The organism is Streptomyces hydrogenans (assembly GCF_014656075.1).
GTDB classification, from domain to species: domain Bacteria; phylum Actinomycetota; class Actinomycetes; order Streptomycetales; family Streptomycetaceae; genus Streptomyces; species Streptomyces hydrogenans.
Map to the genome: position 1 here is coordinate 51,997 of NZ_BNBS01000024.1, position 16,066 is coordinate 68,062.

14 protein-coding genes and 1 tRNA gene are annotated in these 16,066 nt (G+C 70.2%); 14 read left to right on the forward strand and 1 reads right to left on the reverse strand.

Annotation, left to right across the window (positions count from 1 at the left end):
• The first annotated feature begins 56 nt into the window (after positions 1–56).
• The 4 genes from IE321_RS13280 (at position 57) to IE321_RS13295 (ending at position 3,480) form a co-directional block, all read left to right on the forward strand.
• A complete protein-coding gene (locus IE321_RS13280) occupies positions 57–248 on the forward strand; it encodes a helix-turn-helix transcriptional regulator (RefSeq protein WP_226651362.1) in 192 nt (63 codons plus the stop codon).
• Positions 245–1,699 (forward strand): tyrosine-type recombinase/integrase, encoded by a 1,455-nt coding sequence (locus tag IE321_RS13285; RefSeq protein WP_190223016.1) that lies wholly within the window; start codon positions 245–247, stop codon positions 1,697–1,699. Before IE321_RS13280 ends, IE321_RS13285 begins: the two co-directional genes overlap by 4 nt.
• Positions 1,700–1,997: 298 nt before the next feature.
• Complete coding sequence (locus IE321_RS43175) at positions 1,998–2,732, forward strand: type IV toxin-antitoxin system AbiEi family antitoxin (RefSeq protein WP_226651482.1); 735 nt, start codon at positions 1,998–2,000, stop codon at positions 2,730–2,732.
• Between the two features lie 160 nt (positions 2,733–2,892).
• Positions 2,893–3,480, forward strand: a complete 588-nt coding sequence (locus IE321_RS13295; RefSeq protein WP_190223018.1) for a hypothetical protein — start codon at positions 2,893–2,895, stop codon at positions 3,478–3,480.
• Positions 3,481–3,622: 142 nt separating this feature from the next.
• On the opposite strand, the gene IE321_RS13300 is transcribed toward IE321_RS13295, so the two are convergent.
• Positions 3,623–3,694, reverse strand: a tRNA-Arg gene (locus IE321_RS13300).
• 160 nt (positions 3,695–3,854) lie between these two features.
• Between IE321_RS13300 and IE321_RS13305 the strand changes: the two genes are divergently transcribed.
• The 10 genes from IE321_RS13305 to prfA all read left to right on the forward strand — a co-directional run bounded on the left by IE321_RS13305 (position 3,855) and on the right by prfA (position 15,991).
• Entirely contained in the window at positions 3,855–4,325 is a 471-nt protein-coding gene (locus tag IE321_RS13305) for a response regulator (RefSeq protein ID WP_043219668.1), read from the forward strand.
• 211 nt (positions 4,326–4,536) lie between these two features.
• A complete protein-coding gene (nrtL, locus tag IE321_RS13310) occupies positions 4,537–5,499 on the forward strand; it encodes an ArgS-related anticodon-binding protein NrtL (RefSeq protein ID WP_190223019.1) in 963 nt (320 codons plus the stop codon).
• A 15-nt stretch (positions 5,500–5,514) separates the two neighbouring features.
• A complete protein-coding gene (gene lysA, locus IE321_RS13315) occupies positions 5,515–6,906 on the forward strand; it encodes a diaminopimelate decarboxylase (RefSeq protein WP_043219672.1) in 1,392 nt (463 codons plus the stop codon).
• Between the two features lie 136 nt (positions 6,907–7,042).
• Positions 7,043–8,344 carry a homoserine dehydrogenase gene (locus IE321_RS13320; protein ID WP_190223020.1) on the forward strand — a complete coding sequence of 434 codons (1,302 nt, stop codon included), beginning with the start codon at positions 7,043–7,045 and terminating at the stop codon, positions 8,342–8,344.
• A 6-nt stretch (positions 8,345–8,350) separates the two neighbouring features.
• Positions 8,351–9,421 (forward strand): threonine synthase, encoded by a 1,071-nt coding sequence (gene thrC, locus IE321_RS13325; protein ID WP_043219674.1) that lies wholly within the window; start codon positions 8,351–8,353, stop codon positions 9,419–9,421.
• Positions 9,422–9,744: 323 nt separating this feature from the next.
• On the forward strand, positions 9,745–10,662 hold the full coding sequence (gene thrB / locus IE321_RS13330) for a homoserine kinase (RefSeq protein WP_043219676.1): 918 nt from the start codon (positions 9,745–9,747) through the stop codon (positions 10,660–10,662).
• Between the two features lie 431 nt (positions 10,663–11,093).
• The gene (rho, locus tag IE321_RS13335; RefSeq protein ID WP_190223021.1) at positions 11,094–13,121 is read left to right on the forward strand and encodes a transcription termination factor Rho; all 2,028 of its coding nucleotides are present in this window, start codon (positions 11,094–11,096) and stop codon (positions 13,119–13,121) included.
• A 218-nt stretch (positions 13,122–13,339) separates the two neighbouring features.
• Positions 13,340–14,437 (forward strand): LCP family protein, encoded by a 1,098-nt coding sequence (locus IE321_RS13340; RefSeq protein ID WP_190223022.1) that lies wholly within the window; start codon positions 13,340–13,342, stop codon positions 14,435–14,437.
• A gap of 156 nt (positions 14,438–14,593) precedes the next feature.
• On the forward strand, positions 14,594–14,818 hold the full coding sequence (gene rpmE / locus IE321_RS13345; RefSeq protein ID WP_043219680.1) for a 50S ribosomal protein L31: 225 nt from the start codon (positions 14,594–14,596) through the stop codon (positions 14,816–14,818).
• A gap of 96 nt (positions 14,819–14,914) precedes the next feature.
• Positions 14,915–15,991 carry a peptide chain release factor 1 gene (gene prfA / locus IE321_RS13350; RefSeq protein ID WP_043219681.1) on the forward strand — a complete coding sequence of 359 codons (1,077 nt, stop codon included), beginning with the start codon at positions 14,915–14,917 and terminating at the stop codon, positions 15,989–15,991.
• Positions 15,992–16,066: the final 75 nt, after the last annotated feature.

The window sequence follows — 16,066 nt, forward strand, 5'->3', positions numbered from 1 at the left end:
GCGCTGAGTCGCGACTCACAGCAATGTGAACCGGACTTCCCTGCGCAGGAGGCACTGTGCCCGCGACGCGTGACGAGATGCTCACCATCCCCCAGGTGGTGAAGGAGATCGGAGTTCCCCGAGCCACCTTCTACCGGTGGCGGCAGCTCAAGAAGGGGCCGAAGGCCATCAAACTCCCGAACGGTGCGGTCCGTATCCGCCGCTCGGACCTGGAGCGCTGGATCGAGACCCTGGAGGAAGCCGCGTGACCTACCGCAAGACCAGCAACACCTCGGGCGCCCGCAACAGCGGGCGCCCGCCCGTTTCCGGGGACGTGACCCTCTCCACGGACGTACGGGTCTGGAAGGTCAACCAGGTACGAAGCAAGAAGGCTCCTTACCAGATTCGCTGGACTGTCTCAGGAAAGGTGAAGGCTGCCAGCTTCGCCACCGTGGCCCTCGCGGAGAGCCGCCGCTCCGAGCTTTGGCAGGCGATGCGGAAGGGTGAGGCGTTCGATGTGGCGTCCGGCCTGCCGGAGTCGGAACTCCGGGCGGCTGCCGCGAAGGAGAGCCAGAAGCCTGATCCCTCGTGGTGGGATTTCAGCCGCGAATACATGGCGAGCCGGTGGCGTATGGCGGCGGCTAAGACTCGCGAGGGGCTGGCCGACAGCCTGGCCACGGTGGCGCTTGCGATGGTGGAGGGCGGTAAGAAGGCGCCTACTCCGGAGGAGACGCGGCTCGCGATGCGGTGGGCGGTCGTACCGGCACATCAGGATGAGGAGCCTCCGCCGGATCTCGTGGCGGCGTGCACATGGCTCAGCACCCGGTCGTTGGCGCTCTCAGCGCTCACAGACCCCAAGGTGGTGCGGGACGTCCAGTACCGGCTCTCGTTCAAGCTGGACGACACCCCGGCAGCGGGGGAGACCTACAAGCGCCGGCGCCGAGGCTTCAACACGGCCATGGAGTACGCCATCGAGTGCGGGTACTTGGAGGAGAACCCGCTCGTGGGAGTGAAGCGCGCAGGGGCCACCAAGGGCGACGTCGTGGACCCCCGGGTCTTGGTCAACGCCGTCCAGGGCGAACAACTCCTCACAGCCGTCTCCTACGTGGGATCCATCCACCGGAACCGAGGGCGCCGACTTGTCGCCTTCTTCGCCTGCCAGATGTATGCAGCGATGCGGCCGGCCGAGGCGGTGGGGCTAAGGAAGAAAGACTGCTACCTCCCTGAGAAGGGATGGGGGACCCTCACCCTCAAGGAGACCCGCCCCGTATCCGGCAAGCGGTGGACGGACTCGGGACAGCGTCACGACAAGCGCGGGCTCAAGTCCAGGGAACCCAAGGCAGATCGCCCCGTCCCGATCCCTCCGATGCTGGTCGCCATGCTCCGCGCGCACATGGCGGAGTTCGGCACGGCGAGGGACGGCCGGCTTTTCGCCAACGAGCGCGGCGCTGTGCTCGGGACCTCCAGCTACTGGAGGGTCTGGCAAGAAGCTCGACCGATCGCCCTCCCGCCGGACAGGGTGGAATCCCCGCTCGCCCACAGACCGTACGACCTCCGCCACACCTGCATCACCAACTGGTTGAACGCGGGAGTCCCTGTCGCCGAGGTGGCCCGCCGGGCGGGCAACTCGCCTGAGGTCATCCATCGCCGCTACGAGGGCTGCATCGATGGGCATGAGGAGCTAAATAACAGGAAGATCGAGAAGGCCATGGGCTGGTAGTCACAGCAAGCAAAAGCAACTACGCAGGGTGACTGATGCGTGGAGTGCTCCTGACTCCCCTGGATACGCTCCGTCGCTACGCTGATCTTCGATCACGGAGCGTATCCAGGGGAGTCACTAAACATCTACATCCACAGCAAAGATTGACCAAGTCTTTACCTTTTGGGGGATCCTTGCGTGTTCCCTCTCGCAGTCGAGAGGTTTGACGCAAGTCGCTGGGGAGGCGACACTAGTTGCGTGTTCTCTCTCGCTTTCGAGAGGGAAGTCGCAAGGAGGTGAGAACGTGGAATACGTATCTGTGAGGCAGGCCGCCGCAGGCTTGGGGGTACACGACTCGCGCGTGCGTCAGCTACTCCAGGCTGGCAAGCTGCAGGGTTCTCGGGTGGGCGGCCGATGGCTCGTCGAGGCTGACAGCTTGCAAGATCGCAAACGAGTGGCCTCCGACCCGGGGCGACCGCTGTCTGCGCGCAATGCTTGGGGTGCTTTGGCGATCTTGTCTGGCTGCCGCCCGTCAGGCTTGTCGCATCCGGAACGTTCCCGTCTTCTTGCGCGACTGCGGAGCCTTGCCGAGAGTGGCGAAGTTCCCGCGTCGCGGATCCAGAAGCTCCTTGCTTCAAGGGCTGATGTGAGGCGTTACAGGGTTCACCGTTCCTTGCTGCCAGCCTTGATCGAGAATGCGGACGTTGTGCGTGCTGGCGTGAGTGCAGCGCCGCGGGTGGGGGCTGACTACGTAGCCCCAGGCCGCGCCGAGGTCTACGTCCACCCGGAGCGGATTCAAAAGCTAGAGGAGACCTTCGGCCTAGTGCTCGACGCTAAGCGGGGAAACCTGATCGTTCGAGTGCCGCCGGCCAGCGCTTGGCCGTTCCTAGCGCCAGAGTCTCAAGCGTCGCGTGAGGGGCATGACGCTCCCGCCTCTGTGGTGGCGGCGGACTTGCTTGATGCCCATGAAGATCGGGCCAGCGTCGCGGCCGAAGCCATCTTGGAGCCGTTGCTGGCCTCCTCGGCGTGGGGCGGTCGGCGCAGCAGTGAGTGAGCCGAGAGTTCGCATCACGTCGGACTTGCTGACAGGGACGGTATCGGGGCTTTGGGGCACGCTCCTAGACCTGTCTGAGAGGGTGCAGGGCGACTGGACCCTGATCGGCGGGCAGATGGTGCTCCTTCACGGGTTGGAGCACGACAGGACTCCTCCCGGCGTGAGCCTTGATCTCGACGTGTTGGCCAACTTGCTTTCCAATCAAAGAAGCCTGCAAATACTGGTTTCCGCGCTGGAGGCGTTGGGTTTCGAGTCTGCGGGGTTGTCGCCTGAAGGTAAGGCGCACAGGTACAAGCGAGGTGATGGCGAAGGGGTGCTCGTGGTTGACCTCCTTGCTCCAGACAACCTCGGAGGGCGAGTCGATCTGACAACCACACCGCCAGGTTCGACTTTGGAAGTGCCCGGTGGCCGGCAGGCGGTGCATCGGACTGAAGCTGTGAAGGTGCAGCTGGATGACCGGGTCGGGGTTATCTATCGCCCTAACTTGCTGGGGGCGATCGTGGGGAAGGCTGCTGCCTTGACCATCCCTACTGCTCCGAAGGACAAGCACTACCGGGACTTGGCGTTTTTGCTCTCGCTCCCTGGTGACCCGATCGCAATGAGGGACGAGCTGGAGAAGGGGGACCGTAGGAAGCTAGCGGTGGCCCGGGCGCTGCACGACCCTACTCATGCTGCGTGGCGGCAACTGGGTGACCCCGAGGCTGAAGCCGACGGCCAGGCCATGTATCGCTTGCTGTCCCCTGCCTGAGTGTCAGCCGCCGCTCACTCGCCACTCACTCGCGATCAGCGACACACAACGACAAAGACCCGGACTCAGTAGGACTGAGTCCGGGTCTTTGTGCTTGGCACTCTCGCTGGTCAGCGCCTTGACCACGCTGTCCGAGCTGGAGTGCCCCCGGCAGGATTCGAACCTGCGCACACGGCTCCGGAGGCCGTTGCTCTATCCCCTGAGCTACGGGGGCTTCGTCGCTGCTTGGCGGCGACGGGTGAAACCTTACCAGCTGTCGCGGGGTGCCTGTGAACAGGTATTTCCGGGGCGTCACCAGGGGGGTGTTCGCTCGCACGGGTCGGAAGTGGGCAAAACCCGGACGCAGCCCCTCGGGGCGGCCTACTCTCGTTCACGTGTCAGGCGTGTCCGGGCGGGTGCTCGTTGTCGACGACAACAAGGTCATCCGGCAGTTGATCAGGGTCAATCTCGAACTCGAGGGGTTCGAGGTCGTGACCGCGGCCGATGGTGCCGAGTGTCTGGACGTGGTGCATCGCGTGCGGCCCGACGTCGTCACCCTCGACGTCGTCATGCCGCGGCTCGACGGCATCAAGACCGCTCAGCGGCTCCGGGAGGATCCGCGGACGCGGCATCTGCCCGTGGCGATCATCAGTGCCTGCGGCGAGGGCGAGGGGGCTCAGGCGGCGGACGCGTTCCTCGCGAAGCCCTTCGAGCCGGCGGAGCTCGTACGGGTCGTCCGGCAGCTGCTGCACCGGGAGCCCCGGCAGCGGCGTCAGGCCGGCGGGCCCGACGCGGGAGAGGAGCCGTCCGCAGGGGACGGTTCCCCGGGCAGACCAGCCGCCGGGAGCGTCTGCCCGGGGCGGTGAGCCCCCGCACGCTTCCCCGGCATCTAGCGTTCCCCCCGGGATCCCCGGCCGACCCGTGCGGTGAGTCCCGTCCCGCGCGCGCTTCCTCAGCATCTCGCGCTTCACCTGGGATCCCCGGCCCACCTGCGCTTTCCCCGCCCCTGCCGCCGCGGGTGCCCGGATGGCGAAACCGGTTCGCGTTTCGACCCCCCTCCTCCCCTAGGCTGGGACCGTGACCCCCGCGGACCTCTCCCTCACCGTGCAGCACGCCGTGCGCCGTGCGGTCGACGACGGTGCGCTGCGGGTCGACGTCCCTCCGCGCGTGAAGGTCGAGAAGGCCCGGCCGGGGGGCGTGGGGGAGTACGCCAGCAGTGTCGCCCTCACGCTGGCCCGGCCCGCGGGGCGGGCCGCACTCGATGTCGCCTCCGTGCTGAAGGAGCGGCTGGAGGGGGCCCGGGGGATCCTCGCCGTGGACATCACCGGGCCCGGGTTCCTGAACTTCACCCTGCGGCGCGACAGCGGCGCCGCGCTCGTCGAGGCCGTTCGTACCGCCGGACCGGGCTACGGGCGCGGTGACGGGCTGGCCGGGGACCTCGTGCGGTTCGAGCCGCCGGTCGAGGCACGCGCCCGCGTGGTCGTCGACTGTCTGACCGGGCTGCTGCTCGGGCAGGGGGCCGAGGTCCGCGTCGAGGCCGGCGGCGAGCGGCCGCACGTCCACCCCGGCGCGTACGACACCGAGCGGCTCGGCACCGACGCCGCCCGGTGGCGGCTGCTGCGGGCCGCGCCGCACGACCGGCCCCTCGACGGGCCCCCGCTCCTCGTACCGCACGAGCGCAACGCGCTCTTCCGCGTCCAGTACGCCCACTCCCGCGCCCGGCGGCTCCTCGTCAACGGCCGGCAGCTCCACGTCGCCCCCGCGTACGAGACCGAGGTCCACGACCCGCTCCTCGGGCTGCTCCGCGACCACCCCGACGTCCTCCTCGCCGCCGCCCGCCACCGCGCCCCCGACCGGGTCGCGCGGCACCTCGAAGCCGTCGCCGACGCGCTGCTCGGCTTCCAGCACACCGTTCTGCCGCTCGGCGACGAGAAACCCTCGGCCGCCCACCGCTCCCGGCTCGCGCTCGCCGAAGCCGCCGGGACGGTGCTCGCCGGTGGCCTCTCCGTGCTCGGCATCAGCGCACCCGACCGGATCTGAAAGAGCTGACCAGACATGAGCCGTTCCGCCCACCCCGCAGGCCCCCGCCACGCCGACGTGCTCCCCGAGGGCCACTACACCGCGCCGCCCGCCGACCTGAACACGCTCGACCCCAAGGTGTGGGCGCGGACCGTGGCGCGCGACGAGCAGGGCATCGCGACCATCGGCGGACTGCGCGTCACCGACCTCGCCGAGGAGTTCGGGACCCCCGCCTACTTCCTCGACGAGACCGACTTCCGCGCCCGCTGCCGCGCCTGGGCCGAGGCCTTCGGCGCCGACGCCGACGTCTTCTACGCCGGCAAGGCGTTCCTCTCCCGCGCGATCGTCCGCTGGCTGCACGAGGAGGGCCTCAACCTCGACGTCTGCTCCGGCGGCGAGCTGGCCACCGCCCTGTCCGCCGGGATGCCCGCCGAGCGGATCGCCTTCCACGGCAACAACAAGAGCGAGGAGGAGATCCGGCGGGCCGTCGAGGTCGGCGTCGGACGGATCGTCCTCGACTCCTTCCAGGAGATCGTCCGGGTCGCCCACGTCGCCCAGTCCCTCGGCAAGCGGCAGCGCGTGCAGATCCGCGTCACGGTCGGCGTCGAGGCGCACACCCACGAGTTCATCGCCACCGCCCACGAGGACCAGAAGTTCGGCATCGCGCTGGCCGGCGGGCAGGCCGCCGAGGCCGTGCGCCGGGCGCTGAGGCTGGACGGCCTGGAGCTCATCGGCATCCACTCGCACATCGGCTCGCAGATCTTCGACATGGCCGGCTTCGAGGTGTCCGCGCGGCGCGTCGTCCAGCTCCTCGCCGAGGTGCGCGACGAGCACGGCGTCGAACTGCCCGAGATCGACCTCGGCGGCGGCCTCGGCATCGCGTACACCTCCGAGGACGACCCGCGCGAGCCGTACGAGATCGCCAAGGCGCTCGGCGAGATCGTGACGCGCGAGTGCGAGGCCGCCGGGCTGCGCACCCCCCGGATCTCGGTCGAGCCCGGCCGCGCCATCGTCGGGCCGACGGCCTTCACGCTCTACCGGGTCGGCACCATCAAGCCGCTCGACGGGCTGCGCACGTACGTGAGCGTCGACGGCGGCATGTCGGACAACATCCGCACCGCCCTGTACGACGCCGAGTACAGCGTCAGCCTGGTCTCCCGCGTCAGCGACGCCGAGCCGATGCTCTCCCGGGTCGTCGGCAAGCACTGCGAGAGCGGCGACATCGTCGTCCGCGACGCCTTCCTCCCGGCCGACCTGGCGCCCGGCGACCTGATCGCCGTGCCCGCCACCGGCGCCTACTGCCGCTCCATGGCGAGCAACTACAACCACGCCCTCCGGCCGCCCGTGGTGGCGGTCCGGGACGGCGAAGCAAGGGTCATCGTCCGGCGTGAGACGGAGGAAGATCTCCTGCGTCTCGACGTCGGCTGATGAAATAGTCGGGTGGTGGAATAGATGTCTCAGGATCCGGACGGGCGGCTGAAACCTCCGTCCGGTGAGTGAGACTTGGTCCCCATCCCGTCAGAACCGTAGAGATACGAATCAGAAGTACGAGAAACGAGGTCGGATGATGCGTACGCGTCCGCTGAAGGTGGCGCTGCTGGGCTGTGGAGTTGTCGGCTCCGAGGTGGCGCGCATCATGACGACGCACGCCGACGACCTCGCCGCGCGCATCGGCGCGCCGGTCGAGCTCGCCGGCGTGGCCGTCCGCCGGCCCGACAAGGTCCGCGGCGGCATCGACCCGGCGCTGATCACCACCGACGCCACCGCCCTGGTCAAACGCGGGGACATCGACGTCGTCGTCGAGGTCATCGGCGGGATCGAGCCGGCCCGGGCCCTCATCACCACCGCCTTCGAGCACGGCGCCTCCGTGGTCTCCGCCAACAAGGCGCTGCTCGCCCAGGACGGCGCGACCCTGTACGCCGCCGCCGAGCAGCACGGGCAGGACCTGTACTACGAGGCCGCCGTCGCCGGCGCCATCCCGCTGATCCGCCCGCTGCGCGAGTCCCTCGCCGGCGACAAGATCAACCGCGTGATGGGCATCGTCAACGGCACCACGAACTTCATCCTCGACAAGATGGACTCGACCGGCGCCGGCTACCAGGAGGCCCTGGACGAGGCCACCGCGCTCGGGTACGCCGAGGCCGACCCGACCGCCGACGTCGAGGGCTTCGACGCCGCCGCCAAGGCCGCCATCCTCGCCGGGATCGCCTTCCACACGCGCGTGCGCCTGGACGACGTCTACCGCGAGGGCATGACCGAGGTCACCGCCGCCGACTTCGCCTCGGCCCGCCAGATGGGCTGCACCATCAAGCTGCTCGCGATCTGCGAGCGGGCCGCCGACGGCGAGTCCGTCACCGCGCGCGTGCACCCGGCGATGATCCCGCTGAGCCACCCGCTGGCTTCGGTCCGCGAGGCGTACAACGCGGTCTTCGTCGAGGCGGAGGCCGCCGGGCAGCTCATGTTCTACGGTCCGGGCGCGGGCGGTTCGCCGACCGCCTCGGCCGTCCTCGGCGACGTCGTCGCCGTCTGCCGCAACCGTCTCAACGAGGCGACGGGCCCCGGCGAGTCCGCGTACACCCAGCTGCCCGTGAGTCCCATGGGCGACGTGGTGACGCGGTACCACATCAGTCTCGACGTGGCCGACAAGCCGGGCGTCCTCGCCCAGGTCGCGACGGTCTTCGCCGAGCACGGCGTATCGATCGACACTGTGCGCCAGCACGGTCGACAGGACGGAGGCGGCGAGGCGAGCCTCGTCGTCGTCACCCACCGCGCGCCCGACGCCGCCCTCTCCGGGACCGTCGAGGCGCTGCGCAAGCTCGACACCGTGCGCGGTGTCGCCAGCATCATGCGTGTTGAAGGGGAGTAAGGACCCATGACCAACCAGGGCACCCACCAGTGGCGCGGCATCATCGAGGAGTACCGGGACCGCCTTCCGGTCACGGACACGACGCCGGTCGTCACGCTCCGTGAGGGCGGCACGCCGCTCGTTCCCGCTCAGGTCCTCTCCGAGCGCACGGGCTGCGAGGTGCACCTCAAGGTCGAGGGCGCCAACCCCACCGGCTCCTTCAAGGACCGGGGCATGACCATGGCCATCACCCGGGCCAAGGAGGAGGGCGCGAAGGCGGTCATCTGCGCCTCCACCGGCAACACCTCCGCCTCCGCCGCCGCGTACGCGGTGCGGGCCGGGATGGTCTCCGCGGTGCTGGTGCCGCAGGGCAAGATCGCGCTCGGCAAGATGGGCCAGGCCCTCGTGCACGGCGCGAAGATCCTCCAGGTCGACGGAAACTTCGACGACTGCCTGACGCTGGCCCGCAGCCTCTCGGAGAACTACCCGGTGGCGCTGGTCAATTCGGTCAACCCGGTCCGCATCGAGGGCCAGAAGACCGCCGCGTTCGAGATCGTGGACATGCTGGGCGACGCCCCCGACATCCACGTCCTCCCGGTGGGCAACGCGGGCAACATCACCGCGTACTGGAAGGGGTACCGCGAGTACGCCGAGGACGGCCTCGCCACCCACCGCCCCCGCATGTGGGGCTTCCAGGCGTCCGGTTCCGCCCCGCTGGTGCGCGGCGAGGTCGTCAAGGACCCGTCGACCATCGCGACCGCGATCCGCATCGGCAACCCGGCCTCCTGGGAGTACGCGATCGCCGCGCGCGACGAGTCGGGCGGCTTCATCGACGAGGTGACGGACCGTGAGATCCTGCGCGCCTACCGCCTGTTGGCCGCGCAGGAGGGCGTCTTCGTGGAGCCCGCCTCGGCCGCCTCGGTCGCCGGTCTGCTGAAGGCCGCCGAGCAGGGCAAGGTCGACCCGGGCCAGCGGATCGTCTGCACCGTGACCGGAAACGGTCTGAAGGACCCCGACTGGGCCGTCGCCGGCGCCCCGCAGCCGGTCACCGTCCCGGTGGACGCCGCGACCGCCGCGGAGCGGCTCGGACTGGCCTGATCCCGATGCCCCGGACGGGGGAACGGATGCTCGGGAACGAGCGGAAAGTTCCCCCGCCGGGGTGAGGGCCCTGGTCGAAACCCGATCAGGAACGTACATAGGCGCACAGGTTGGCTCGCGACACGCATCGTGCGCCTCCCGTGCGCCCTATGTCGCCACAGAACCTTCCTTCGATAGGCTGTACCGAACCCGCCCCGACGCATATGCGTGGTGTCGTTGCCGTTGTCGCCTCCCCGCGACCGAAGCGGCCGAAACGGTACTCCGGGTTCCCCAGCACTTCTCTTGAACACCACGTCGCCGCAGTCAAGGAGAGTCATCGAGCGATGGCCGGTCCCGCGTTCCGCGCCGCCGCCGTACGGGTGCGCGTCCCCGCCACCAGCGCCAACCTCGGCCCGGGCTTCGACGCCTTCGGCCTGTCGCTGGGCCTCTACGACGACGTGGTCGTCCGGGTCGCCGACTCCGGACTGCACGTCGACATCGCCGGAGAGGGCGCCGAGACGCTCCCGCGCGACGAGCGCCACCTGCTCGTACGCTCCCTGCGCACGGCCTTCGACCTGCTCGGCGGGCAGCCGCGCGGCCTCGAGGTCGTCTGCGCCAACCGCATCCCGCACGGCCGCGGCCTCGGCTCCTCCTCCGCCGCCATCTGCGCCGGCATCGTCGCCGCCCGCGCCGTGACCATAGGCGGGGACGCCAAGCTCGACGAGGCCGCCCTGCTGGAGCTGGCCACCGAGATCGAGGGCCACCCCGACAACGTCGCCGCCTGTCTGCTCGGCGGCTTCACCCTCGCGTGGACCGAGGCCGGCGCCGCGCGGGCGATCCGGATGGATCCCTCGGACTCCATCGTTCCGGTGGTCTTCGTCCCCGGGAAGCCGGTGCTGACCGAGACCGCCCGCGGCCTGCTGCCGCGCACCGTCCCGCACGTGGACGCCGCGGCCAACGCCGGGCGCGCCGCCCTCCTCGTCGAGGCCCTGACCCGTCGCCCCGAGCTGCTGCTCGCGGCCACCGAGGACCGGCTGCACCAGGAGTACCGGGCCCCCGCGATGCCGGAGAGCCTCGCCCTCGTGAACCGGCTGCGGGCCGACGGCGTGCCCGCGGTCATCTCCGGCGCGGGCCCCACGGTCCTCGCGCTGGCCGACAACGGGACGGCCGACAAGGTCGCCCTGCTCGCGGGCGAGGGCTGGGCCGCCAACCGGCTCGACCTCGACGCGCACGGAGCGAGCGTGCTGCCGCTGGCGCCCTGACGGCGCGGCGGCGGACGCCGTACGGGACGCCGGGCAGCGTCCTGGACACGCGATTGCCGGTGAGTGAGAGGGGGAATGTTTGTTGGAGCCGGTAGTGTTAACCTCAAGTCTGCACCCGACCTCTTTGTGGAGCGGTGCGGAGTGTCCCCTCAGGGACCACACATTCTTCCGGGAGCCTCCCCAACTGCCTGAGCAGCCTGCCTGAGCAGTTTCGAGCACGCTCCGGAACCGGCACGACACCCCTCGCTCATCGCACGCGAGGGCCGAGCAGGGGGCGCTCGGGCCGGACCCACAGCACGTTTTTCTCTCCTCTCGCCGCATCCCGGCGGGACCACCGCCCCGGACACGGTCCACCAACCAGGACCGCTGCCGGACAGCACAACCGGTCGCCGAGCCACAGGGCCGACGTCCGCTCCAGGGAAGGACCCTTCGTGAGCGACACCACCGATCTGATGGGCGTGACTGCCGACAGCACTGTCGACGCCGCCGCGCCCGCCGCAGGTGCTGCCAGTGGCGGCACCGCACGGCGCCGCCGCTCCGGCACCGGCCTCGAGGGCATGGTCCTGGCCGAGCTGCAGCAGGTCGCGTCCGGCCTCGGCATCAGGGGCACCGCGCGGATGCGCAAGAGCCAGCTGATCGAGGTCATCAAGGAGGCGCAGGCCGGTGGCGGTTCCGCCGCCCCCGCCCCCGCCAAGGCCGAGGCCGCCGAGACCAAGCCGAAGCGCCGCGCCACCTCCAAGGCCCGTACGGGCGAGTCCGCCGAGGCCGCCGAGCCGAAGGCGGAGAAGGCCGAGCAGGCCCCCGCCCAGCAGCAGATCGACATCCCGGGCCAGCCGTCGAAGTCGCCCGCCGCCGAGCAGGGCGACGAGCAGCCGGCCGGCGAGCGCCGCCGCCGCCGCGCCACCGCCCCCGCCGGTTCGCCGGAGGGCGCCGAGGGCGCGCAGGCCGTCAAGGCCGAGACCCGTACCGAGGTCAAGGGCGAGCCGCAGGGCGACAAGGCCGAGGCCGCCGTGGACGGCGCCGAGGGCCGCACCCGCCGGGACCGCCGTGACCGTCGCGACCGCCAGCGCGAGCGCGGCAAGGGCGACGACCAGCAGCAGGGCGGCGGTCAGCGCAAGGACCAGCAGCGCCAGGGCCAGGGCCAGGGTCAGGGCCAGCAGCAGGGCCAGGGCCAGGGTCAGGGTCCGCAAGGCGGTCCGCAGGACGACGACGACTTCGACGGTGGCCGTCGCGGCCGTCGCGGGCGCTACCGCGACCGTCGCGGCCGTCGCGGGCGTGACGAGTTCGCCGCCGCCGGCGAGCCGCAGGTCTCCGACGACGACGTCCTGATCCCCGTCGCGGGCATCCTCGACATCCTCGACAACTACGCGTTCATCCGGACCTCCGGCTACCTGCCCGGTCCGAACGACGTGTACGTCTCCCTCGCCCAGGTCCGCAAGAGCGGTCTGCGCAAGGGCGACCACCTCACCGGCGCGGTCCGCCAGCCGAAGGAGGGCGAGCGCCGCGAGAAGTTCAACGCGCTGGTCCGCCTCGACTCGACCAACGGCATGGCGCCGGACTCCGGCCGCGGCCGCCCCGAGTTCAACAAGCTGACCCCGCTCTACCCCCAGGACCGGCTCCGTCTGGAGTCCGACCCGGGCGTGCTGACCACGCGGATCATCGACCTCGTGTCGCCGATCGGCAAGGGCCAGCGCGGTCTGATCGTGGCCCCGCCGAAGACCGGCAAGACCATGATCATGCAGGCGATCGCCAACGCGATCACCCACAACAACCCCGAGTGCCACCTGATGGTCGTCCTGGTCGACGAGCGTCCGGAAGAGGTCACCGACATGCAGCGGTCGGTGAAGGGCGAGGTCATCTCCTCGACCTTCGACCGCCCGGCCGAGGACCACACCACCGTCGCCGAGCTGGCCATCGAGCGCGCCAAGCGCCTCGTCGAGCTGGGTCACGACGTGGTCGTCCTGCTGGACTCCATCACCCGCCTGGGCCGCGCGTACAACCTCGCGGCGCCCGCCTCCGGCCGCATCCTGTCCGGTGGTGTCGACTCGACCGCGCTCTACCCGCCGAAGCGCTTCTTCGGTGCCGCGCGCAACATCGAGGACGGCGGCTCGCTGACCATCCTGGCCACCGCGCTGGTCGACACCGGCTCGCGCATGGACGAGGTGATCTTCGAGGAGTTCAAGGGCACCGGCAACATGGAGCTCAAGCTCGACCGGAAGCTCGCCGACAAGCGGATCTTCCCGGCCGTCGACGTCGACGCCTCGGGCACCCGCAAGGAGGAGATCCTCCTCGGCAGCGACGAGCTCGCCATCACCTGGAAGCTCCGTCGCGTGCTGCACGCGCTCGACCAGCAGCAGGCCATCGAGCTGCTCCTGGACAAGCTCAAGCAGACGAAGTCGAACGCCGAGTTCCTGCTGCAGATCCAGAAGACGACGCCGGGAGGCGGCAACAACGACTGACGTCGTCGGTGACGCGGGGAGACCCTCGTCACACGGCGGGTGACGGCCTCGGAGCCGTGATCCGTTCGTGACCTGCGCAAACACCGTGCCCGCCACTCCCGAGTGGCGGGCACGGTGCGTTGTCGGCAGCTCGCTCACCGAAACCTCACAGGTCCCTATGCAACCCTTTCGGGTGCTTCGCCGTCACAAAAGGTGAACCATAGGCCCGAGGGAAGACGATGACCGAGCAGACCAGCAGCGGGCGCGCACGCGCGGGCGCCACCGGACGCCGCCGAAAACCGCCCGCCAAGCGCCGGCGCCGCGTCGCCATAGCCGTGTCCGGCGCCACCGCCGTGCTCGTCCTGGCCGGCGCCGGACTCGGCTACGTGTACCTCAAGCTCGACGGCAACATCCAGGGCGTCGACATCAACGCCCAGCTGGGCACCGACCGCCCCAAGAACATCGACAACGGCTCGATGGACATCCTCGTCCTCGGCTCCGACTCCCGCTCCGGCGACAACGGCGCCTACGGCAAGGACGAGGGCGGAGCCCGCTCCGACACCGCGATGGTCCTGCACGTCTACGAGGGCCACAAGAAGGCGAGCGTCGTCTCCATCCCGCGCGACACCCTCGTCGACCGCCCCGCCTGCACCGACGGCCAGGGCGCCGAGACGCCCGGCGAGACCCGCGCCATGTTCAACACCGCGTACGAGGTCGGCGGCCCCGCCTGCGCCGTCAAGACCGTCGAGGCCATGTCCGGCATCCGCATGGACCACTACGTCGAGGTCGACTTCACCGGCTTCAAGAAGCTCATCGACACCCTCGGCGGCGTCGAGATCACCACTACCCGGGCCATCAAGGACCCCAAGAGCCACCTCGACCTGGAGCCCGGCACCCACACCCTCGACGGCGAGCAGTCCCTCGGCCTGGTCCGCACCCGCAAGAGCGTCGGCGACGGCAGCGACCTCGGCCGCATCCAGCTCCAGCAGGCCTTCATGAAGGCCTTCATCGAGCAGATCAAGGACGTCGGCGTCGGCACCAACCCGAAGAAGCTCCTCGACCTCGCGGACGCCGCCACCAAGGCCATCACCCCGGACTCCGAGCTCGACTCCGTGCAGGAGCTGATGGGCTTCGCCCAGGGCCTCACCGGCATCCAGGCGCAGAACGTCCACATGGTGACACTCCCCGTCCAGTACGACCCCCGGGACCCCAACCGGGTCGTCCCCGTCGAGGAGAAGGCCCGGCAGGTCTGGAGCGCCCTGGAGCGCGACCTGCCGATCCCCGCCGCCGCCACCGAGGACACCGCCACCGGCCAGGCCGACGGCGTCGTGAAGTAGCCCCGGGACCCCCGGCGGGGCCCGGGGGAATACCGGCGGTCCCACCCCGGTTTGGGGAGATGCGGCCAGTCCTGGCAGACTGGTACGTCGGCCCCGGTTCACGTCCGCCGCAACCCGCGGCGACGACCCGGCGCCCTCCCGGAACTAGGAGACACCTTGAAGCGCGAGATCCACCCCGAGTACGTCGAGACCCAGGTCAGCTGCACCTGTGGCGCGTCGTTCACCACCCGCAGCACCCTGACCGAGGGCACCATCCGTGCCGAGGTCTGCTCCGAGTGCCACCCGTTCTACACGGGCAAGCAGAAGATCCTCGACACCGGCGGCCGCGTGGCCCGCTTCGAGGCCCGCTTCGGCAAGGCCGCCGGCTCCGCCAACAAGTAGCGAGCCCCCGCGCCGGTCATCGGCCGCCCCCGCGCGGGGCGGCCGGGACCGGCGCTTTGGCGTCCCCGTAGCACCCACGAAACCAGGAGCCCGAAGATGTTCGAGGCCGTCGAGGAACTGGTCGGCGAGCACGCCGACCTCGAGAAGAAGCTCGCGGATCCGTCGGTCCACGCCGACCAGGCCAACGCGCGCAAGCTGAACAAGCGCTACGCCGAGCTGACCCCGATCGTCGGCACGTACCGCTCCTGGAAGCAGACCGGGGACGACATCGAGACCGCGCGCGAGTTCGCGCACGACGATCCCGACTTCGCCGCCGAGGTCAAGGAGCTGGAGAAGCAGCGCGAGGAGCTCACCGAGAAGCTCCGCCTCCTGCTGATCCCGCGCGACCCCAGCGACGACAAGGACGTCATCCTGGAGATCAAGGCCGGCGCCGGCGGCGACGAGTCCGCCCTGTTCGCCGGGGACCTGCTCCGCATGTACCTCCGCTACGCCGAGCGCGTCGGCTGGAAGACCGAGCTCATCGACGCCACCGAGTCCGAGCTCGGCGGCTACAAGGACGTCCAGGTCGCCGTGAAGACCAAGGGCGGCAACGGCGCCACCGAGCCCGGCCAGGGCGTCTGGGCCCGCCTCAAGTACGAGGGCGGCGTCCACCGCGTGCAGCGCGTGCCCGCCACCGAGTCCCAGGGCCGCATCCACACCTCCGCCGCCGGCGTGCTCGTCACCCCGGAGGCCGAGGAGGTCGACGTCGAGATCCACGCCAACGACCTGCGCATCGACGTCTACCGCTCCTCCGGCCCCGGCGGCCAGTCGGTCAACACCACCGACTCCGCGGTCCGCATCACCCACCTGCCGACCGGCATCGTCGCCTCCTGCCAGAACGAGAAGAGCCAGCTCCAGAACAAGGAGCAGGCGATGCGCATCCTGCGCTCCCGGCTCCTCGCCGCCGCCCAGGAGAAGGCCGAGGCCGAGGCCGCCGACGCCCGCCGCAGCCAGGTCCGCACGGTCGACCGCTCCGAGAAGATCCGCACGTACAACTTCCCGGAGAACCGCCTCTCCGACCACCGCGTCGGCTTCAAGGCGTACAACCTCGACCAGGTCCTCGACGGCGAGCTCGACGCCGTCATCCAGGCCTGCGTCGACGCCGACTCGGCGGCGAAGCTCGCCGCGACCTGAGACGGCCCGGGACGCCGGTGCCGGCCGCCCGGCACCGGCGCTCCGGCACCCGCGTAAGGCACCTCTCCCGCCCCA